The organism is Martinezella hainanensis (assembly GCF_900094555.1).
In the GTDB taxonomy this organism is placed as follows: domain Bacteria; phylum Pseudomonadota; class Alphaproteobacteria; order Rhizobiales; family Rhizobiaceae; genus Rhizobium; species Rhizobium hainanense.
Window position 1 is genome coordinate 58,016 of the sequence record NZ_FMAC01000005.1, and the last position, 20,210, is coordinate 78,225.

18 protein-coding genes are annotated in these 20,210 nt (G+C 60.4%); all 18 read right to left on the reverse strand.

Annotated features, from left to right (window positions below):
* Positions 1-72 precede the first annotated feature (72 nt).
* The 18 genes from GA0061100_RS16945 to GA0061100_RS17030 all read right to left on the reverse strand — a co-directional run bounded on the left by GA0061100_RS16945 (position 73) and on the right by GA0061100_RS17030 (position 20,203).
* Positions 73-1,746, reverse strand: a complete 1,674-nt coding sequence (locus tag GA0061100_RS16945) for a peptide ABC transporter substrate-binding protein (RefSeq protein ID WP_075853884.1) — start codon at positions 1,744-1,746, stop codon at positions 73-75.
* An 87-nt stretch (positions 1,747-1,833) separates the two neighbouring features.
* Positions 1,834-3,165 (reverse strand): NAD(P)/FAD-dependent oxidoreductase, encoded by a 1,332-nt coding sequence (locus GA0061100_RS16950; protein WP_075853885.1) that lies wholly within the window; start codon positions 3,163-3,165, stop codon positions 1,834-1,836.
* 2 nt (positions 3,166-3,167) lie between these two features.
* On the reverse strand, positions 3,168-3,872 hold the full coding sequence (locus GA0061100_RS16955) for an SDR family NAD(P)-dependent oxidoreductase (RefSeq protein ID WP_208621551.1): 705 nt from the start codon (positions 3,870-3,872) through the stop codon (positions 3,168-3,170).
* A 25-nt stretch (positions 3,873-3,897) separates the two neighbouring features.
* Positions 3,898-4,380: a MarR family winged helix-turn-helix transcriptional regulator gene (locus GA0061100_RS16960; protein ID WP_075853886.1), complete on the reverse strand. Its 483-nt coding sequence runs from the start codon at positions 4,378-4,380 to the stop codon at positions 3,898-3,900.
* 284 nt (positions 4,381-4,664) lie between these two features.
* A complete protein-coding gene (locus tag GA0061100_RS16965; protein WP_075853887.1) occupies positions 4,665-6,311 on the reverse strand; it encodes an ABC transporter ATP-binding protein in 1,647 nt (548 codons plus the stop codon).
* A gap of 132 nt (positions 6,312-6,443) precedes the next feature.
* Positions 6,444-7,355 carry an ABC transporter permease gene (locus tag GA0061100_RS16970; protein ID WP_075853888.1) on the reverse strand — a complete coding sequence of 304 codons (912 nt, stop codon included), beginning with the start codon at positions 7,353-7,355 and terminating at the stop codon, positions 6,444-6,446.
* A complete protein-coding gene (locus GA0061100_RS16975) occupies positions 7,352-8,452 on the reverse strand; it encodes an ABC transporter permease (protein WP_075853889.1) in 1,101 nt (366 codons plus the stop codon). The genes GA0061100_RS16970 and GA0061100_RS16975 overlap by 4 nt, the downstream gene beginning before the upstream one ends.
* Positions 8,449-9,972: an ABC transporter ATP-binding protein gene (locus GA0061100_RS16980; protein ID WP_075853890.1), complete on the reverse strand. Its 1,524-nt coding sequence runs from the start codon at positions 9,970-9,972 to the stop codon at positions 8,449-8,451. Before GA0061100_RS16980 ends, GA0061100_RS16975 begins: the two co-directional genes overlap by 4 nt.
* A gap of 7 nt (positions 9,973-9,979) precedes the next feature.
* Positions 9,980-11,080 carry a BMP family ABC transporter substrate-binding protein gene (locus GA0061100_RS16985; RefSeq protein ID WP_075853891.1) on the reverse strand — a complete coding sequence of 367 codons (1,101 nt, stop codon included), beginning with the start codon at positions 11,078-11,080 and terminating at the stop codon, positions 9,980-9,982.
* Positions 11,081-11,102: 22 nt separating this feature from the next.
* A complete protein-coding gene (locus GA0061100_RS16990; protein ID WP_075853892.1) occupies positions 11,103-12,482 on the reverse strand; it encodes an amidohydrolase in 1,380 nt (459 codons plus the stop codon).
* Between the two features lie 4 nt (positions 12,483-12,486).
* Positions 12,487-13,143: a glutathione S-transferase family protein gene (locus GA0061100_RS16995; protein WP_075853893.1), complete on the reverse strand. Its 657-nt coding sequence runs from the start codon at positions 13,141-13,143 to the stop codon at positions 12,487-12,489.
* Positions 13,140-13,985 (reverse strand): aromatic ring-hydroxylating oxygenase subunit alpha, encoded by an 846-nt coding sequence (locus GA0061100_RS17000; RefSeq protein WP_075853894.1) that lies wholly within the window; start codon positions 13,983-13,985, stop codon positions 13,140-13,142. Before GA0061100_RS17000 ends, GA0061100_RS16995 begins: the two co-directional genes overlap by 4 nt.
* Complete coding sequence (locus tag GA0061100_RS17005) at positions 13,982-14,626, reverse strand: Rieske (2Fe-2S) protein (RefSeq protein ID WP_075853895.1); 645 nt, start codon at positions 14,624-14,626, stop codon at positions 13,982-13,984. The genes GA0061100_RS17000 and GA0061100_RS17005 overlap by 4 nt, the downstream gene beginning before the upstream one ends.
* 138 nt (positions 14,627-14,764) lie before the next feature.
* Positions 14,765-15,049: an acylphosphatase gene (locus tag GA0061100_RS17010; RefSeq protein WP_075853896.1), complete on the reverse strand. Its 285-nt coding sequence runs from the start codon at positions 15,047-15,049 to the stop codon at positions 14,765-14,767.
* Positions 15,050-15,179: 130 nt separating this feature from the next.
* Entirely contained in the window at positions 15,180-16,694 is a 1,515-nt protein-coding gene (locus GA0061100_RS17015) for an ABC transporter substrate-binding protein (RefSeq protein WP_075853897.1), read from the reverse strand.
* A 19-nt stretch (positions 16,695-16,713) separates the two neighbouring features.
* Positions 16,714-18,417, reverse strand: a complete 1,704-nt coding sequence (locus GA0061100_RS17020; protein WP_075853898.1) for a dipeptide ABC transporter ATP-binding protein — start codon at positions 18,415-18,417, stop codon at positions 16,714-16,716.
* Positions 18,414-19,268 carry an ABC transporter permease gene (locus tag GA0061100_RS17025; RefSeq protein WP_075853899.1) on the reverse strand — a complete coding sequence of 285 codons (855 nt, stop codon included), beginning with the start codon at positions 19,266-19,268 and terminating at the stop codon, positions 18,414-18,416. Before GA0061100_RS17025 ends, GA0061100_RS17020 begins: the two co-directional genes overlap by 4 nt.
* Complete coding sequence (locus tag GA0061100_RS17030; RefSeq protein ID WP_075853900.1) at positions 19,265-20,203, reverse strand: ABC transporter permease; 939 nt, start codon at positions 20,201-20,203, stop codon at positions 19,265-19,267. Before GA0061100_RS17030 ends, GA0061100_RS17025 begins: the two co-directional genes overlap by 4 nt.
* Positions 20,204-20,210 lie beyond the last annotated feature (7 nt).

Consider the following 20,210-nt stretch of genomic DNA (forward strand, 5'->3'; position numbering starts at 1 on the left):
CGTCTCCGATGGTTGCGGAATGGGAAGTGACCAGCCCTTCGACGCCTTGGCCGAAGGGCTGGAACAAGCAGCCTATGCCTTGGCCCAATACCAGGTAGCCACATTCCAGCTGTCGATGCGCACGTTGATGTTGGGGGTGACGTTTTCGACCCCCACCTTATGGCCGCGCACGGTCGCATACTGGAACAGCGGCAGGAAGGGCAGGTCGTGGCGCATGATCTCCTGGATTTTCTGGTAGACCTTCTTGCGCTCCTCCGGCACGAAGATCTGGCCACCTTCCGCCAGGAGCTTGTCGACCTCCGGATTGGCATATTGCCAAGAGTTCTGGCCGGCTCCGCCCTTGGCGGTGATCGCCGTGGAGCGGAAATAATCCGAGGTGTCGGGATCGGAGCCGGTCTGGAAGTTGATGCCGACGACGACGGAATCGAACTTCGACATTGTCCAATAGTCGCCCCACATGACCGCCGGCGGCAGGTTGGAGATGGTTAGCTCCACGCCGATATCCTTGAAGGTCTGCTGCATGAACTGCTGCACCTGCTCGCGGATATGATTGCCCGCGGTGGTCGAGTTGGTGAAGGAAAGCCTGACCCCGTCCTTCGCGCGAATGCCGTCGGCACCGGGCTTCCAACCGGCGTCGTCGAGGATTTTCTTAGCCTTGTCCGTGCTGAACTCCTGCTTCGGCAAGTCGGGATTGTAATAAAAGGACTGCTGCGGAATGTAGCTCTCGGTCGGCGTCGGCAGGCCGTAATAGAGCGCATCGATGATCGTCTGCTTGTCGATCGCGTAGTAGAGCGCCTCGCGCACCGCCGGGTCCTTGAACTGTGGCCTCTCCATGTTGAATCCGACGGATTCGACGGTCGCGGCCGGAACGACGGCAACGACCTTGCCATCCAGCCCCTTGGCTTCGTCATAGTGATCCGGCGTGATCCATTGCAGCCCAACGACGTCGATATCGCCGGTCTTGAACTGGGTATATAGAACCGTCAGGTCGGGGATATATTTGTAGACAACGGTTTCAAGATAAGGCCCTTCCCCGAAATAGTCGGTATTGGCCGCAAGCGTGATGTGGTCGCCGGGGACACGCTCGACCCATTTGAACGGGCCGGTGCCGATGGGGGCGTTGTTGAAGGGGGCGGTGTTCTTGTCCTTCTCCGCGCCGAGGATATGCTTCGGCACGATGAAGGTCATGGCGAGGATGGACGGGTAGGGCGCAAACGGCTTTTCCATCCGCCACGTGATTTCCGTCGGCGAGACAACCGTGAGGTCACGCACCAGTTCATGGCCGGTCTTGCGCCAGCTGCGGAAGTTTGGGTCAACCATGAGTTCGAGGGTGAACTTGACGTCCTCGGCGGTGAACGGCGTGCCGTCATGCCACTTTACGCCGTCGCGCAGCTTGATCTTCCAGTTAAGACCATCGGCCGAGATGCCGCCGTTCTCGACCGTCGGGACTTCGGTTGCAAGTGCGGGGGCAAACTTGCCATCCGGGGTCACGGTAAAGAGCGGATCGAAGACGCTGAAATGGATGCCTTCGTCAACTTCGATGTGGATCAGGTGCGGATTGAAGACGGTCGGCTCCTGCGAAAAGCCGATGACAAGCTGGCCGGTCGGCTTGGCGGGTGGTGCCGCGAAAGCTTCGCTGCGACCGAGAATGTTGGGCATGATCAGCCCGGAGGCACCGAGCGCCATCATGGTCAATGCCTGGCGTCGGGTTGGTTTCAGGAGGATGGTGTCATTTGCATCGGACATGATCGTTCCCCTTTTTGTTGGTAGGATTTCGGCTGCTCTGCTCTTTCGTCTCTTTCGTCGTTTTACTGTCTTCCTGGTTCGGACAGGTCAGAAACCACTGATGAGTTCGATCTTCGAACCGTCGTGGAAGCGGGAAAAGCGGAAGTTCTTGCGATCGACCACCGGCGGCTTGCCGGTGACGATGTCGGCCATCAGCCGCCCGGCCGCCGGCCCTATGCCGAAGCCGTGGCCGGAAAAGCCGGTGGCGATATGGAAGCCGGGAATGCTGTCGATCGCATCGATCACCGGCACGGCATCCGGCGTCACGTCGATATAGCCCGCCCAGCGCTGGGCGATCTCGGCCTTCTCGAAAACCGGAAAGGCTTTCTTGAGATTGGCGAGCGCCGCGTTGGAAAGCTTGGTGGAGGGTTTCGGATCGAGGACGCGGCAATATTCGAAGGGACTTGCCTCGTCCATCGCCCAGCGATTGGGAATGCGCGCTTCGTCGAAGAACCGGCCGGAGACACGGAAGTTCAGCGAACGCCACTCCTTTTTCAACGCCGGCAGGAACTTGCCGGCGTATCGGAAGGAGCTCGGCACGATGTCCACGATGTTTTCGTGGCCCGAAGCGATCGTGTAGCCGCCATCCTGGCGCTTGCGCAGGGCAAAGCCGCTCGCCCAGATGGCTTGCTCCGGGCCACCTTCCAGAGGCTTGGTGCGCAACACGGAATTCATCACCTTCAACTGCGGCAGATCGAGCCCGAACATGCCGGCAAACAGGCTGGACCAGGCGCCGCCGGCAAGCACGACGGCCTTGCAGGCGATGGGGCCTCGCTCGGTGATGACGCCGGAAATGCGGCCGCCGGCCGTCTCGATGCCGCGCACGGCGCATTCGGTCAGAATGGAAGCTCCCTTGTCGCGGGCGGCCTCGGCAATGGCGGGGGCGGCCCGCTGCGGCTCGGCGCGACCATCGGCGGCGGTAAAGAGCGCTCCCTTGAGGTCCATCTGCGCACCGGGAAAGAGGTTCTTGAATTCGGCGCCGCTGATCATGCGGCTTTCCAGCTGGTAGCCTTCCAGATTGCGGTTCCAGCGCTCGTGATCGGCATATTGCTTGTCGTCTGCGCAGGTGAAAATGATGCCGGCGCGCTTGTAACCGGTGTCGCGGCCGGTACGCTTGTCGAGCGTGCTCCAGATGCGCAGGGCCTCCGCCATGAGAGGTACTTCGCGCGGATCGCGCCTGGAAATGCGCACCCAGCCCCAGTTGCGGCTCGATTGCTCCTGGCCGATGCCCCCTTTCTCGCAAAGCGCGACCCGCAGACCACGTTCGGCCAGTTCCAGCGTCGTCGAGGTGCCGATGATGCCACCGCCGATAACGACGACGTCGACTTCCTTGGGCAGTTCCGCATCCCCGTGAACGGGGACCACATAGGGGCCGGGCATGGTCAGAAAGACTCCTCTAACTGGCAATTGATGGCGAATTCGGCAACGCTTGCCTCGTTCGGCAGGTCGATCAGCATGGAAATGATACGGGCGAGATCGCGCGGGTCGGTCATGTCGTCATCGGCCCTGGTGGTGACGCTGCGGGCCATGTCGGTGGCGACGAAACCGGGGCAGATGGCGGTTGCGCGAATACCCAGGTCGAATCCGGTATGGCGAAGGGCATGTGCAAGCGCGACGGCCGCGAATTTGGAGACGGCATAGAGCCCGGATTTGGCGGACTTGACCCGCTTGCCCGAGAGCGAGGCGATGATAACGATCCGGCCACGGCCGCTCACCGACAGCGCATTCCAGGCCGATTTCGCCAGCCGGCGCGGGGCCTTGACGTTGATGTCAAGCAGTTCGTCCATGTCGGCATCGTCAGCCTCGATCACGGTCTTTGCGATCATGATGCCGGCATTGGCAACGACCGCGTCGATGCGCCCGAACGTGCGAAGCGTTTCTTCCGCCCAGCGATCCGATGCGTCCGTATCGGCGGCATCATAGGCAAAGACGCCAACGCGGGTTGCGTCTGCCCAGTCAGGCATTTCAGGGCGGCGCATACCGAGCGAGAGCCGCCATCCCTTGGCGGCAAGTTCCTTGGCGAGTGCGGCACCGATCCCCCGGCTGGCACCGGATATCATTGCGACCCGTTCCTCACTGATACTCATGCCCGCTCTCCCATGGTTCGCCGGCTCACGATTGCGCGACGATGCGCCGGTAGGTCCTGCGCAATATGTCGATCAGCAGCCTGTGTTCTTCGTCGGTGATGTCGGAAAAGAATTCGCGTGATTGTTTGGTGACGATGGCACGCACGCGTTTTGCCAGTTCGTGACCTTTTTCCGTGATGTAGAGTTCCTGTGCGCGGCTGTCGTCCACCGACGTCTCGCGCGTAAGGAGATCATGTGCCTCCATCTGCTCGATCAGCCTGCCGGTCGCCGAGCGGTCTTTCAGGATAAGTTGGGCGATGGTGGAAGGCCGGATTCCCGGATTGTCGTCGACCAGGAACAGGGTGGTGATCTTTCCCGTTCCCCGCGCCACGTCCAGGCCTTCGAGCTTTTCATCCAGATCGCGCGAGACGGCGAGATTGATGCTGCGGATATAAAAGCTCAGCGTATCCTCCAGGACGTCGATATCGATATCCTTCACGGACGTTGGCGGGGCCTTGGTCGGCGGCATGGCTCGGAACCCTTGAAAGGCAACAAAACACCGTTCCGGCCACCCTTCATACGGTGGCAGGTTCATGATCGTCTGCGGCGGATCGTCGCTGGAACTTTAATGCTCATGAAAGGACGGATAGTGGATAAATGCAACTATTTTTTCGCCCGATCAGATAAAAATTAATCAGCATGCACGGCTGCCTGTTTCTCAGGCATTAATCGCCGCAGGGACGTGCACGAATGGTGGTAATTGGGCAGAAGCGGCCGCATCTGGCGCGGCCTGTGTCTCGTTCGATGGACGTTTCAGCCGACGGCTTCCCAGTCGCTGCCGGGGATGGCGGCCAGCAGGCGTTGAGTATAGGCATGCGCCGGCGCGCGGAAGATCTGCGAAGGCGGACCGCATTCGACGATCTCGCCCTTGTACATGACGGCGACTTCGTCGCAAATCTGACTGGCGACGCGAAGATCGTGGGTAATGAAGATCATGGCGACCTTGGTATCCTGCTGGATTTCCGCAAGAAGCTTGAGGATTTGCGCCTGGATCGAGACGTCGAGAGCGGAAACTGCCTCGTCAGCCACCAGCAGGACGGGATCGAACATCAAGGCGCGGGCGATGCCGATGCGCTGGCGCTGGCCACCGGAGAACTCATGCGGAAAGCGGTCGAAAGCGCCTTCGTCGAGGCCGACGCGCTTGAGAAGGCGCAGTGCTTTCGTCTTGGCCTCGTGCATCGGCAGGCCGTGCGCCATCGGTCCGACGGTGAGAATGCGACCAATCGTATGGCGCGGGTTCAGCGAGGCGAACGGGTCTTGAAAGATCATCTGGATGTAAGGCCGCAGCGGTCGGAACTCGTCGTCTGACAGCGGGGCGATATCGCGGCCATCGAAGAGAATCTGACCGCTGTCCGAGCTCAAAAGCTTCAGCAGGACGCGGCCGAGCGAGGATTTGCCGGAGCCGGATTCGCCGACCACCCCCAAGGTGCGCCCCTTGCGGATCGAAAAGCTGACGCCGTTGACCGCCTGTACCGTCCGCGATTTCGACAGGAAGCCGCTTCCCGATCGATAGGTCTTGTTGAGCTTATCGACTTCTAGCACCACGGGCGCTTCGGCAATGGTTTCGCGGCTGACCGTCGTCATACGGGGGACGGCAGCGATGAGACGCTGCGTGTAGGGATGAACCGGTGCATTCAGCACCTGCGCTGCCGGTCCCTGTTCGACGAGGTGACCCTTTTCCATAACGATCACTCTGTCGGCAATCTCGGCAACTACCCCGAAATCATGGGTGATGAACATGACGCTCATCTTCTTGCGCGCCTGTATCTTGCGGATCAATTCGAGGATCTGGGCCTGCGTCGTCACGTCCAATGCCGTGGTTGGTTCATCGGCGATCAGTACGTCCGGATCGAGCGCCAGCGCCATGGCGATCATCACGCGCTGCCGCTGCCCGCCCGATAGGCGGAAGGGATATTGATGCTGGAGAAGATCCGGATCGGGCAGGCCGACTTCGCTGAGCAGCTCCTTTACCTTCTGCCGCCGGCTTTCCGGCGTGCCTACCTTGTGCGCATCGAGAACCTCGATGATCTGATCGCCGATCGTCATCAGTGGATTGAGCGCCGAGAGCGGATCCTGGAAAATGATCGAAACGGCCCGTCCCCGGAGGTTTCTGAGAGTGGCATCGTCGGCGCTTATGAGGTCCGCGCCCTTGAAGCAGATCGTGCCTGCCGTTACTTTTATGATTGATGGCAGCAGGCCCATGATCGCATTCGCAGTCACCGATTTCCCCGAGCCGGATTCACCGATGATGCAAAGGATTTCGCCTTGCATCAGGTCGAAGGTGATATCCTGCACCGCATGCACGCGTTCCATATTCTTGGGAAGGCTGACTGTCAGGCCGCGTACCGACAGTACCGGATCGCTAGGCAGGGCTATATTTGGGGTATCGGATGGGGTCATGGAAGGCCTCCTTGCTCTGAACCAGCGAACACGCCCTCTCAGTGAGAGCTCATGAATTGTCAGAAGCAAGAAGAATGCCGGTATTGCCGCCATTAAGGCAAGCGAAGGAAATTCTTAATCGATGGACTTTTGCTATCGCTCAAACGGTTCGCCGAGTGAGGCGACGCCATTGAGCTTCAAGAGCCGGCGATCTACGGAGATGATGCCAAGGACAATGATCGTCACGAGATAGGGCAGGCATGCAAGCAATTGCGAGGAAATTGCGAGCCCGCTCGCCTGCGCGGCAAGACCCATCAGCGACACCGCGCCGAATAGGCACGCGCCCAGGAAAATCCTCGATGTCAGCCAGGTTCCAAAGACAACGAGGGCGATGGCAATCCAGCCCCGCCCGGCGATCATGCCGTCCGCCCAGAGGGGTGTATAGATCGTCGAGGCATACGCGCCGGCAAAGCCGGCCATCATGCCGCCAAAAGTAACTGCGGCGAAGCGGATTAGGACAATCGGATAGCCGATGGCATGCGCGGCCTTCGGATTTTCACCGACGGCGCGAAGGATAAGACCGACTTTGCTGTAGGCAAACAGCGCCCATATGCCGATTGTGGCGACAAGCGAAATCCAGACGGCGATATCCTGACTGAAAAGACCTCCGACGACTGGAATTTGTGAAAGCCCGGGAATTGCGATCTTGGGCAAGGTGGTGACAGTCAGGCTCTCATAACTCTTGCCGAACAGGGCGGAGAGGCCTTGGCCGAGAATGCCGAGGGCAAGACCGGCTGCAACCTGGTTTGCGTTGAAGCCCAGAATGATACCGGCAAAGATCATGGCGAGGAGCGCACTTCCGAGACCCGCCGCGAGGAAGGCAAGGAAATGGCCGCCACCATGATAAACGACAATGAACGCAATGACGGCGCCAACCGCCATCAAACCTTCCACGCCAAGGTTCAAGACGCCCGCTCGCTCGGCAACAAGCTCGCCCAAGGCTGCCAGCAGAAACGGCGTTGCGGCTGCCAGCATGCCGGCAAGAATGAACTCGACGGCGCTCATGATGCGCTCCGGGCGGGTATGGGACGCCAGACGATGCGATAGCGCACGAAGGCGACGGCAATGAGATAAATGAGGAGCAGGCTACCTTGGAACACGCGGACGGCTGCGATCGGCAAATTGGCGGAGACCATGGCGTTATCGCCACCGATATAGAGCGCCGCCATGATGATCGAGGAAACGACGATGCCGATGGGATTGAGACCGCCAAGATAGGCAACGATGATTGCCGCGTAGCCATACCCCGTCGAGATCGAACGCTGCAGCTGGCCAAGCGGGCCGGCAACCTCGGCAGCACCCGCAAGACCGGCTGCCGCTCCGCCAATGATCAGCGAAAGCCAGATTGCCCAGCTCTCTTTGAAACCGGCATAGCTCGCCGCCCGGGGAGCCAGCCCGCCAACCTGCAATTTATATCCTGCGAAGCTCTTCTGCATGAAGATCCACGCCGCGATCGACAGACCGGCAGCGAGGATCAGCGAGACATTGACGCGGGTTCCCTCAAACAGGATCGGTACCATGGCATCGTATTGGAACATGACCGACTGCGGGAAATTGAAGCCGTTCGGATCTTTCCATGGGCCGAGGAGAAGATAGTTGAGCAATTGCGCGGCAACGAAGCTCAGCATCAGGGAGACGAGAATTTCATTGGCGTTGAGCCTGACGCGCCAGAAGGCAGTGAGAGACGCCCATAGAGCGCCGCCGAGAGTGCCGAGCAGCAGCATTGTGGGCCACATCCATTGGCCCGTTGCCTGTGGCATCCAGATGGGTATGGCGGAGGCGAAGACTGCGCCAAGAATGAATTGGCCTTCGGCGCCGATATTGAAGACCTTCGCGCGAAAGCCGATTGCCAGACCCTGTGCGATCAGAAGCAGAGGGCCAGTCTTCAGTAACACTTCCGAGAATGAGGCCCAGGAGAAGAACGGCTCGATCAGCATGGCATAGATCACCGCAGCCGGGTCCCGGCCCATGGCGATATAAAGGCCGAGATTGAGGACGATGGTGACAATGAGAGCGATCGGCGGTGCGAGCAACTTCGCGGTGAACGAGGCCCGTTCCCGGCGAGCGAAGGTGGGCAGGGCGGCAGAGAAGGAACTGCTCATGCGAATGCCTTCTCGCGTTGGGGCTGTGCGCCGATCATGTATCGACCGATCTCTTCGGGTTTTGTATCGCGGGTGACAAGCGGCGGGCTCAGCGTGCCGTGGTAAAGGACCTGGATGATGTCGCTGAGCTCGAACAATTCCTCAAGCTCTTCCGATATGACGAGAATTGCCGTGCCTTGATTGCGCAGCTCGATCAGCCGCTTGCGAATAGCAGAGGCCGCGCCGACATCGACGCCCCAGGTTGGTTGCGCAAGAAACAGAAGTTTCGGGGCGAGCATGATTTCGCGGCCGACGATGAACTTCTGCAGGTTGCCGCCGGAAAGCGACCCGGCTTCCGCCTCCGGACCGCGCGTGCGCACGTCATAGTCCCGGATGCACTCGTTTGCGAAGTCGGTTGCCTTTGCATTGTCGATGAGGCCATGCCTGACGAGCTTCAAGGGATGAGCCGTCAGCAGGCTATTGAGCGTCAGCGACATTTCGGGAACTGCGCCGTGCCCAAGCCGGTCTTCCGGGACAAAGGCAAAGCCCAGCTTTCGACGGCTGGCGGCATCGAGGTTGCCCACATCCTGTCCCATCATGAAGATCTGGTCGCGCTTGTCCCGTGGCAGCGTCGTTTCTCCCGAAATCAGCGCGGCAAGTTCCTTTTGCCCATTCCCGGAAATACCGGCAATGCCAAGAATCTCGCCGCTGCGAACGGTCAGGCTGATGGTGGACAGCGGCACCGAGAAGGGATCGTCTGGCCGGTGATCGAGACCAATGATCTCCAGGCGCTTTTCGCCCTCGGCCAAAGGCAATGCGGGTATCGGCTCCGGCATGTCGCGGCCGATCATCATGCGAGCGAGATCATGGGCGTCATGCTCGCGCGGATCCACATGTCCGGTCACGCGTCCGCCGCGCAGGATCGTGGCGCGGTCGCACAGCGACTGGATCTCCTCCAGCTTGTGCGAGATGAAGAGGATCGACACGCCGCCGTCACGCAGCCGGCGTAGCGTGTCGAACAGCTTCTCGACGGCTTGCGGCGGCAGGACCGATGTCGGCTCGTCGAGGATCAGCAGCTTCGGATCGGTCATCAGGCATCGGATGATTTCCACCCGCTGCCGCTCGCCGACCGACAGTTCATGCACATGGGCCAGCGGATCGACTTCAAGTCCGAATTCATCCCCCAGCGTGCGGATGCGCCGCGCAAGTTCGGCCCGGCGGCCTGACACGATCAGGCGGATGTTTTCGACAACCGTCAGGCTCTCGAACAGCGAGAAATGCTGAAAGACCATCCCGATGCCTGTACGCCTCGCTTCCGCGGGGGAAGCAAGGCTGAGCGGGTTCCCATGCCAGGCGATGCTTCCATCGTCTGGTTGTTCGACGCCGTAGATCAGCTTCATCAGGGTCGACTTGCCGGCGCCGTTTTCTCCGAGGATGGCATGGATCGAGCCCAGGACTACGTCCAGGTCGATATGCTGGTTGGCATGGACCTGGCCGTAACTTTTGGAGATGCCGCGCAGCGACAGCAGCGGGATGGTCATGACTTGATTACTTCGGCAAAGGCGTCTTCACACCTTTGACATGCCAGTCCATCGCAACGATCTGCGCATCCGTCAGCGTCGCGCCGGAAGCCGCGCCCTCGCTGCCGTCGGCCTTGGTGATCGGACCGGTGAACGGCGAAAAGCCGCCGCTGGCGATTTTTGCTTCGGCCTCTTTGATTTTCGCCATGGTCTCGGCCGGGATCGCCGGGCTCCAGTCGACGACTTCGACGACCTTGTCCGCGACGCCGAGGAACGCGTTGGCACCTTTGAAGGTGCCGGCGAGATGCGCATCGACCGATGCCTTGAAGAAGGGCGACCAATCCGTGGAGATGCAGCCGAGATAGGTCTTCGGCGCATATTTCTTCATCGAGGAATTCAGGTTGAAGGCGTAGACGCCGGCCGCCTCGCAGGCTGATATGACCGAGGGCGTATCCTGTGCGTTCGAGAAGATCACGTCGCAGCCCTGCGAAATCAAAGCCTTGGCTGCCTCCTGCTCCTTGGCCGGATCGAACCAGGAATTGACCCAGACGACCGATACTTCGATGTCGGGCTTGACGGCCTGCGCACCGAGCGTGAAGGCGTTGATTGACGTGATCAGTTCAGGAATGGCAAAGGCAGAGACCGAACCGAGTTTGCCGGTCTTGGAGACTGCGGCAGCGGCCATGCCGAGCAGATAGGTCCCTTGAAAATACTTGGCGGCGAAGGGCGAGAAATTCGGTGCGACCTGGAAGCCGGAGGCATGCAAAACGGTAACTTTGGGATTGCGGCGGGCAATCTGAAGCGCGCCGTTCTGATAGCCGAACGAGCCGGCGATCAGGAAGTGGTTCCCGTCGGCGACCGTCTTGTTCATGATGCGGTCCGCATCCGGGCCTTCGGCAATGTTCTCGATTACGGTCACCTTGACCTTGTCGCCATAGGCAGCCTTGATCGGATCGAGCCCGGCGGCCAGCGCATGTCCCCAGCCGACATCACCGATCGGCGAGGGCACGACGAGCGTGATGCCGAGCGGTTCGTTGGCGGCGAAGGCGGAGCGGCCGGTAAAGGCCGTTGCGAGGCCTGCGACAGCCGCGCTCTTCATCAATGTTCTGCGGGTCAGATTTTTCTGCATCCCAGTTCCCCTTTTTGGTTTTTCAGAATTCTACTGTTGCAAGTGCCGCCTCGGCCGCGGCAAACAGCGCGGCCTCATCCAGTCCGGTGAATTCGCCGCCCTGCCAGACGATGCGTCCGTTGATCATGGTCAGATCGGTGGGCATGCCGATCCCGACCTTGGCGATCAGGCTCAGCGGGTCATGCCGCGTCCCGACATAGTCCATCCGCCGGGAATCGATCGCGAAGAGATCGGCCGCCATGCCCGGAGCGAGGCGCCCGATATCGGTGCGCCCCAGCAGGCTTGCGCCTCCGCTTGTCGCGTACTGGAGAAAGTCAAGCGGAGCGGGGACGGCGTGCTGACGCGTCGAGGCCGTCAGGCACTGCAGCATGTAGGCGGAATGGATGCAGTGCATGAGGTTCGAGTTGTCGTTCGATGCCGCTCCGTCGCAACCAAGGCCGATACGCAAGCCGAAGGCCTGCATCGCCGGGATATCAGTCACTTCGGCGCCGACGAGATAGACCGGCTCCGGGCAATGCGAGACGCCGGTGCCGCTTGCCGCCATTTTGCGTAGCTCGTCATGCGTCAGTTCCCAGCAATGGGCATAAAAGGTATCCGGGCCTGCAAAGCCCAATTCGGTGCAGTAGTCGACCGTGCGCATGCCATGCCGTGCCTCGATGACTGGGCTTTCGCCTTCGCCGACATGTGTGTGCAGCTGCACGCGGCGATCGCGCGCCAGCGCGACCGACTCGACGAAGGTTTCGCGATAGCAATTGACCGGCTGGCAGGGGGCGACGACCACCTGGCGCATGCTGAAGGGGCCGGCATCGTGATAGCTGTCGATCAGCCGTGCGCAATCGGCGATGAATTCATCCGTGGTTTCGAGCATGGCATCTGGGATCGTCGACCCCTCGGATTTCGGCAGGGTGTTGCCGCCGCGACCGGCGTGAAAGCGCATGCCCAGAAGGTCGGCCGCCTCGAACTGGCGATCGATCAGGCGCTTTCCGGCATGGCGGGGAAAGCAGTATTGGTGATCGAAGGCGGTCGTGCAGCCATGCTTGATCATCTCGGCCATGGCGGTGACCGAGGAATGATAGAAGCAATCCTCGGTCAATCGCGAGAAGATGGGATAGATCCGATCGAGCCATTCGATGACGGAAAGCTTCGTCCAGTCGAGCTCGGCCCGGTTTCGCACGAAGCACTGAAAGAAGTGGTGATGCGTATTGACGAGCCCCGGATAGACGAACCAGCCTGATGCATCCTGGACGATGGTGCCCTCGGGTAACGGATCCAACGACAGGTTCTCGCCGATCGCCTGGATCGCCGGGCCTTTGGTGAGCAGGTCGACGTTGCGGCGCACGCTCGGCCCATTGCCCTCGTCGACGATAACGGCTGCACAATTCTTCAGGAGATAGCCGGTCATTCCATCATGTCTCCCCTGCCGGATGCGGGTCGGGTTTCAGTTCGTGCAGGCGATGAATGCCGGGCATTTCGATGAAACCAGGCAGGCTGCGGATGGCGCGCATCCAGAGCCGGATCAAGGGGTACGGATCAAGCGAGATGCCGCCGTCAGGCGCAAGTGCCACGTAGGGGAAGCAGGCGATATCGGCGATGGTCGCCCGGCTTCCTGCAAGGAACCGCATGCCGCGCTCGGCTTGTTCGAAGAGGCCTGCTTCGAGCTCGCGCAGTGCCGCAATCCCCTGAGCCTGCAATGCCTTGATATCTCCTGGCCGCAGCAGCATTTCATGAAGCCGCGCGCCGCCAAGGTTTGCCGTCAGGCGATGCGAAAAGGAGAGCCATTGCTGCACGCGCGCCGTCTCCTGCGGTGAGCCGTGGCCCAGCCACTCCGGCCCACCATCGGCGGCAAGATAGGCAAGCATTGCCGAGGATTCGGTCAGTACGAGATCGCCATCCTCGAGGATCGGGATGGAGCCTGCCGGATTGAGCGCCATAAGCTCCGGTCCACGGTGTTCCGCGCCGGGATGGAAGTCGACGGACCGGATTTCAAGCTTGATGCCCAGGATGGCGGCCATCAAGCGCACCTTGTAGCAGCTTGGCGATAAAATATAGTCGTAGAGCTTCATTGTGCGACCAATTGTGCGCCATAGGTATAGTTGTGGCGCTTGAGCCATCGCCGGTAGGCGATCGAGGTGAGGTCGGCCCTTGTCGGGATTTCCATGCCAGGATCAAGCGGAAGAAGTGAAGGGATCTGGTTTTCAAGGATCGAACGATCTTGCAGGAAGATCGTCTGCTGAAAGTGAATGAGGTCCGTCATCGGCGTTTCGTCGTCGAAGAGCGCCATCCACGGCCATACGTCGCATACATCTTCGGCAAGAGGCTGGACGAACAGGGTTATGACATCCCATTCGCTGGGTCGCGGAGGGCATGTCTTGTAGAGGACCGAACAGGTCGGCGCCGGCACGCGATACATGTACTCGGTCGTAATGCCGCCGGTCGCGGACTTGGCAGCCTGCGGTTGGTAGAACTTCACCTGCGTTGCCCAGACTTCATCCACGCCCTCGCGGATTTCGACCTTGTAGTTTTCGACCTCCGTATGCGGTTCCGCGCCGAGGATGTCGGTGTGGACGAAGGGAAAATGCGCGATGTCGAGAAAGTTCTCGACGGCGCGAAGCGGCGAGCAGCGTACGCGGACGACGCCGACGTCGACGAAACGGCGACCTGGCTGATCGGCCTCCGGAATGGCGAAAAGTTCCTTGTCGGGCTTTCCGAGCGAAGACCAGACATGGCCATATCGGACGCGGACAGGGAGGGCTTTTCCCTCGGCAGTCACCACCCGTGCGTTGCCATCCTGATCGCGCGCGACCTCGATCGCCTCGCCCATCAGCCAGGTCTTGTTTCCCTTTTCGCTGAGCTGGCTGAAAAGGCCGACCGGATACCATTCGTCGATCATCGCGCCGCCTTTCATTCTGCAATCTCCCTATGGCGCTCTTCCGCTCGGCGGCGGAGGGATTCGACAATCCGGGATGCCGCAAGGCGGTCTGCCGGGCTGCGCTCCTTTTCGATCATGAGAAGAATGAGCGTATGCTTCGCCTGAGGCGCCAGCAGCAGCCCGATCCAGGGAAATTCGGGCAGACAGATCAGCCCGTCCTTGTCGATCTTCGCGCAGGCTGTGTCCTCGATCGCCGCAACATCGGTTTCCACCGTTAGCGAGCGCAACGGTATGAGTTCGCCGAGCTGCGGGGGCTGCGTTGCCGGTTGTCCGACGGCTACCCATAAGATGCCATCAGCCTCTTGTACCTGCTGGACGGCGACACGGATGGTTTCGGGAGGAACCAGGTCGGGATGCGCGGGAATGCGAATGCATCCGCCTGACAGCGAATAGCTCCAGCCATGATAGATGCAGGACAGCGCCTCGCCGCGGACGAAGCCGTGCGACAATCTCATTCCGCGATGCGGACAGCGATCGGAAGATGCGGTTGCGCGGCCCGACTGACTGCGCCACAGGGCAATCGGGCCAACCGATGTCCAGGCCGGCATGACGGTTCCTGGTGGCAGATCAGAGGAAAGGGCGACTGGTGCCCAGGATCCGACCCCATCAAATGGCATAGCCTTAGCTCTCTTAATTTCACCAATGGCTTAGCGCCACCAGTCATAGGCAGGCGCCGATCCCTGCATCCCCACAGCCTTCAAAAGCTTGCATAAATAATTCGCATTGGCAACAATGATTAAATAAAAGGCAGTAGATCAGGAATTCCTAAGATATGACGGTTCGGCGCTGTCCATGACCCTGCGCTTGATCTCCTCGACCCAGACGTCGATCGGACCCAGCGAGCAGCCCATTTCCAGCATGTCGATCAGTTCCGCAGGCCCGGTGACCTCAAGCTCGATCCGATCCGCATCGGAATGGAAGAATGTCTGTGTAAGTCCGAGTTTTTTGGCATGACGCCGGATCCACGGGACGAATGAGGCCGCGTTAAGGTTGCCCAGTATCGTCATGTGTTCTCGAAATTCACCTTGCGGCGCCTGCATCCGTCAACGATCCTTGCTTCATATCAGGATAGCAGAATAACCGCTTCGTGAGTTTGCGAAAGGGGTCGTCTCGCACAGCAACACTCCGCTGTCTTTGTGACAGCGGAGCTTCGGCTCGGATGATGAGATGTCAATTCTTGACTGTGTCTTCAAGGAAGAAGCGGCCAAGTGGGTTCTGGTGGAAATTCTCGATGTTCTTGCGCGAGACGTTGATATACGGGCTGTAGTAGAGATCGACCCAATTCACGTCGTCCTTCGCCATTTTCTGAAGGTCGATATACATCTGTTCGCGCTTCTTCGGGTCCAGCTCCTGCCGCGCCTTGGCGACCAGATCCTTTACCGCCTCATTCTTGTAGTTGGTCATATAGTTGTTGTTGGAGTCATGACCGAGCACGAAGGTGGTCTTTTGGTCGGGGTCGAGAATATCATTGGTCCAGTAGTTGACAGAGATGTCATAGTCGCCGGCGACGGTCATGTCCCATTCCTGGCTGGGGTCTACCTTTTGCAGGTCGGCGGTAATGCCGGCCTTGGCTAGCTGCTGCTGAACCAGCACGGCCGTCTGCTCATCCACCTCGTCGCCAGCGCGAATGAGGTACTTTAAGGTGAGATTGGAGACGCCGGCTGCCGAAAGCATCTGCTTGGCCTTCTCCGGATCGTAGGGTCGCTGCAGATTATCCGCATAATAATACAAAGCGCCCTTTGGAATGTAGGAATTGGCGACCGTGCCCTGGTGGAAGGTAACCGCGTCGACGATCGCCTTCTTGTCGATTGCCAGGTCCAGGGCCTGACGGACCTCCTTCTTGCCAAGATCGCCGTGGGCGTGATTGATCAGCAGATGATCCTCACGCGTGGAGGGATCGATCAGCACGCTGAGATTCGGATCCTTCTTCAGCTCCTCGACACGCGAGAAGGGCACGAAGATCGCCGCATCGAGTTGCCCTGCCTGCACGTTGAGCATGCGGGTATTGTCGTCGGGCACCGAGATCCATTCGACGCCATCGAGCTTGACGCGATCCGCCTGCCAGAAATTCGGATTCTTCTTCAGGATGATGCGGTCGCCGCGCCGCCATTCCTCAACGGAGAAGGCTCCCGAGGCGATCGGCTTTTCGGCATAGGCGTCCGGCCCCATCGATTCCATCCAGGCCTTCGAGATCACCGATGCGTTCGGCAAGGCGAGCGTCGATAGGAAAGGCGCCGAGGCGTGCTTGAGCTTGATCGTTAGAGTATGCGGATCGGTCGCAATCGCGGTGTCGATCACCTTGTAGGAATCGCTCCAGAGCGATGCCTTGTCGTCCCGGATGCGCAGCAGGCTGAAGGCCGCGTCATCAGCCGTCAGCGGTGAGCCGTCCGAGAATTTCGTGTCGCGGATCTTGAAGACGTAGGTGAGGCCGTCATCCGAGGCCGTCCAGCTTTCTGCGAGGCCCGGCTCCAGCTTCGTGCCCGTCTTGTCGACGCGCACCAGCACGTCGTAGACGTTGGAGAACACCCAGTTGTCGATATTCTGCGCCGTCTTGATTGGGTCGAACGTTGTCGAATCCTCGCGGCGGCCGATGGTGAGCACGCCGGCGGCTTCGGCGTAGCTGGCACTTAGCGTCAAGCCGACAAGAATTGCGGCAAGCCCGATTGTTTTCCACCTGTTGGTCATGAATTCGTTCCCTTCGTTGTTATCGCATGCGTTTTGCTGATTGGGTCTGCCCGGCCGGCACCGAATCGCGTTCGCCATGCAGCGGCCTGTCCGGATCGATATCGGGGATCGCTGCAATGAGCGCCGCGGTATAGGGATGCTTCGGGTGAGAAAAGATCTTCTGCGAGCGGCCTTCCTCGACGATCTCGCCGCGATACATCACGACGGTCCGCTCACAGAGATTGCGCACGATGGCGAGATCGTGGGCGATGAAGATCAATGTCAGGCTCATCCTGCGCGTCAATTCGCGGAATAGATCGACGATCTGCGCCTGGATGGTGACATCGAGAGCGGCCACGCACTCGTCGGCTATGATGAGTTTCGGGTCGACCGCCAGCGCCCTTGCAATGCCGGCGCGCTGGCATTGGCCGCCGCTCATGCTGCGTGGCTTGCGGTCGGCGAATTCACGCTCCAGCCCGACGAGATCGAGAAGCTCGGCTATGCGTGTGGGGATGTCGGCCCTCGCGACCTTGCCGTGGACTTTCAGGACCTCGGCGAGCGTCTGGCCGATCGTCAGGCGCGGGTTGAGTGCGTTGAACGGGTCCTGGAAAACCATGGCGGTTTCGCGTCGCAACCTGGCAAGGCCGGCGCTCTTCTGCTGGGTGAGATCCGCACCGTCGAAAGTGACATGGCCGGAAGAGATCGGGGTAAGGCCGAGAATGGCGCGGGCAAGCGTACTCTTGCCGCTGCCGGATTCACCGACTATGCCAACGGTCTCGCCCGGCATGACCTGCAGGCTAACGCCGGAAACGGCGCTGATCGTCTTCGCACCGCTGCCCTTGAAGAGACCGCCGCCGACCTTGAAGCGGACGTGCAGGTCGTCGATTTCGAGCAGCGGCCTGGCTCCCATGTCCGGTCGGGCCGGCTCCGGCTGCGTTACTGCTGCTTCGTCGGGCAAGGAGGGGTGGCTCTTGATCAGTTCGATCGTATAGGGATTTTCAGGCTGGCCTAGGATCGTCCTTTTGAGGCCCTGTTCGAGCAGCCGGCCGCCGCGCATGACGGCGATCCGGTTGCAGGTCTGGGCGACGATGCCTAGATCATGGGTGATCAGGATGATCGAAAGCCCGCGCTTGTCGCGAATGTCGATCAGGAGCCGCAGGATCTGCGCCTGGATGGTGACGTCGAGGGCCGTTGTCGGTTCGTCGGCGATCAGGATCTTCGGGTTGCAGGAGAGCGCGACGCCGATCATCGCACGCTGCCGCATTCCGCCGGAAAACTCGTGCGGATAGCTGTCATACTGCCTGATGGGATCGGGAAAGCCGACCTGGGCAAGGATCTCGGTCGCGGCTGCGCGGGCCTCGCGCGCTTTGAGACCCTGATGGTAGCGGATGCCCTCCGCGATCTGGTCGCCGATGCGCATGACGGGGTCGAGATGGCTCGTCGGGTTCTGAAAGATCATGCCGATCTCGCCGCCGCGCACTTCAAGCATCTCGGTATCGCTGATTTCCGTGAGTTCGCGCCCTTCGAGACGGATGGAGCCGCTTTCGATGTTAAGAAGCGACGATGGCAGCAGCCGTACCAGCGAGCGGCACAAGAGGCTCTTGCCGGAACCGCTCTCGCCGACGAGGCCGAGAATCTCACCCTTGCCGAGATCGAGCGAAACGCCATCGATCAGCGTGCGTGCACCGCCGTCGAGACGGGCTTTGACTACGAGGTCGCGAACGGAAAGGACGGGCTCGCTCATTCATGCACCCCGAGCAGTTCGCCGAGCGCATCGCCCAGCATGCTGAAGCCGAAGGCGAGGCAGACGATGGAAAGGCCGGGAAAAAGCGTGATCCACCAGGCGGTGGTGATGAAGCTCTGGCCTTCCGCGACCATGACGCCCCACTCGGCAAGTGGCGGCTGCACGCCGAGGCCGAGATAGCTGACGGCCGCGCCGCTCAGGAGCACCAGCACGGCATCCGACATGGAAAAGACGATCGAGCCGGCAATGGCGTTCGGCAAGAGATGACGGAACATGATGCGTGGCCGGCTGAAGCCGAGACTGACGGCGGCAACAGCATAGTCGCTGCCCTTCAGGATCAGCATCTGCGCGCGGATGAGACGCGCATAGGATACCCAGCCGACCAGGGCCATGGCAATGTAGAAGCTGCTCAACCCCGGCCCGAGGATGGCGATGATCGACAGCATCAGCACCAGGAAAGGGAAGGCGAGGATGATATCGACGATGCGCATGAAGAGCGCGTCGACAATACCGCCGAAAAAGCCGGCGACGGTGCCGACAGTGGTGCCGATCACGAAGGGAAAGAGTACGCCGATGATGGCGATCTGCAGATCGATGCGCGCACCCCAGATGACGCGGGACAGAATATCGCGCCCGAAATTATCGGTGCCGAAAGGATGAGGCAGCGACGGCGCCTGCAGGCGGACATCGGCATTCTGGAAGATCGGATCATAGGGCGCGACGAGAGGGGCGGAGATCGCGAGAAAGAGGAAGAACAGCAGGATCCCGCCGCCAAGCGTCAGCGTCAGGTGCTTGCCGATGAACTTCCTCCAGTCGATGCCGCGATCGGCAATCGTATTATCGATGCTCATAGTCTCACCCTCGGATCGGCTGCGACGGTCACTATGTCGGCGAGGAAGTTGACGAGCACCGTGGCGCAGGCAAACACCATCGCAACACCCTGGACGACCATGTAGTCGCGCGAGAAGATGGCGCGCACCAGCAACTGACCCATGCCGGGCAGGGCAAAGACGCTTTCGACGACGACCGTGCCGCCGATCAGCCAGCCGATGTTGACTGCAAGCAGGTTGATCGTCGGCACCAGAGAGTTCGGCACGACATGCCGCCAGAAGACGATACCCTCTGGCATGCCGCGAGCACGAGCCGCGGTCGCCACGTCCGATTTAAGCGATTCGATCATGGCCGCCCGCAGGCTGCGGGTCAGCACGGTTGAGAGCGACAGCGCCACCGTCAGGGCCGGCAAAATGAGATGGGCAATCTTCTCGCCGATCGACGTGCCGTAGCCCGAGACCGGCAGGACGCCTAGCTGGACACTGAAGAGGATGATCAGCATCAGCCCCAGCCAGAAGGGCGGGAAGCCGATGCCGAAGGTCGAGACGACACGCACGATATGGTCCGGCGCGCGGCCGACATTGCGCGCCGCGATCGCCGACATCGGCACGGCAATCACGATTGAGAGGATAACGCTTGTGACGACCAGCGCGATGGTCGGCTCGATCCGGGTCGAAATCAGCGGCAAAACGTCAATCTTGTAGAGGATCGATTTGCCCATCTCGCCATTGCCGAGATTCTTGATGAAATAGAAATATTGCAGCCACATCGGCTGATCGAGGCCATATTGCGCGCGAATGCTGGCAAGTGCTGCCGGTGTAGCGCGCGTGCCGAGGATATTGCGTGCGGGATCGCCGGGAATGAGGCGGACCAGCACGAAGGTGATAACGCTGATGCCGAAGATAACAGGCAGGAACTGCAGCGGTCGCGTCAATACGAATTTATAGCGATGCATGGCGGCG

Coding starts and splice junctions, on each gene's coding strand:
- GA0061100_RS16975 (WP_075853889.1), bottom strand. CDS start 8,452: ATGAGCAGTTCCTTCTCTGCCGCCCTGCCCACCTTCGCTCGCCGGGAA.
- GA0061100_RS17010 (WP_075853896.1), bottom strand. CDS start 15,049: ATGCAGGCGCCGCAAGGTGAATTTCGAGAACACATGACGATACTGGGC.
- GA0061100_RS16995 (WP_075853893.1), bottom strand. CDS start 13,143: ATGAAGCTCTACGACTATATTTTATCGCCAAGCTGCTACAAGGTGCGC.
- GA0061100_RS17005 (WP_075853895.1), bottom strand. CDS start 14,626: ATGCCATTTGATGGGGTCGGATCCTGGGCACCAGTCGCCCTTTCCTCT.
- GA0061100_RS16950 (WP_075853885.1), bottom strand. CDS start 3,165: ATGCCCGGCCCCTATGTGGTCCCCGTTCACGGGGATGCGGAACTGCCC.
- GA0061100_RS17000 (WP_075853894.1), bottom strand. CDS start 13,985: ATGAAAGGCGGCGCGATGATCGACGAATGGTATCCGGTCGGCCTTTTC.
- GA0061100_RS16970 (WP_075853888.1), bottom strand. CDS start 7,355: ATGAGCGCCGTCGAGTTCATTCTTGCCGGCATGCTGGCAGCCGCAACG.
- GA0061100_RS17020 (WP_075853898.1), bottom strand. CDS start 18,417: ATGAGCGAGCCCGTCCTTTCCGTTCGCGACCTCGTAGTCAAAGCCCGT.
- GA0061100_RS16990 (WP_075853892.1), bottom strand. CDS start 12,482: ATGACCGGCTATCTCCTGAAGAATTGTGCAGCCGTTATCGTCGACGAG.
- GA0061100_RS16980 (WP_075853890.1), bottom strand. CDS start 9,972: ATGACCATCCCGCTGCTGTCGCTGCGCGGCATCTCCAAAAGTTACGGC.
- GA0061100_RS16965 (WP_075853887.1), bottom strand. CDS start 6,311: ATGACCCCATCCGATACCCCAAATATAGCCCTGCCTAGCGATCCGGTA.
- GA0061100_RS17015 (WP_075853897.1), bottom strand. CDS start 16,694: ATGACCAACAGGTGGAAAACAATCGGGCTTGCCGCAATTCTTGTCGGC.
- GA0061100_RS16955 (WP_208621551.1), bottom strand. CDS start 3,872: ATGAGTATCAGTGAGGAACGGGTCGCAATGATATCCGGTGCCAGCCGG.
- GA0061100_RS16985 (WP_075853891.1), bottom strand. CDS start 11,080: ATGCAGAAAAATCTGACCCGCAGAACATTGATGAAGAGCGCGGCTGTC.
- GA0061100_RS17030 (WP_075853900.1), bottom strand. CDS start 20,203: ATGCATCGCTATAAATTCGTATTGACGCGACCGCTGCAGTTCCTGCCT.
- GA0061100_RS16960 (WP_075853886.1), bottom strand. CDS start 4,380: ATGCCGCCGACCAAGGCCCCGCCAACGTCCGTGAAGGATATCGATATC.
- GA0061100_RS17025 (WP_075853899.1), bottom strand. CDS start 19,268: ATGAGCATCGATAATACGATTGCCGATCGCGGCATCGACTGGAGGAAG.
- GA0061100_RS16945 (WP_075853884.1), bottom strand. CDS start 1,746: ATGTCCGATGCAAATGACACCATCCTCCTGAAACCAACCCGACGCCAG.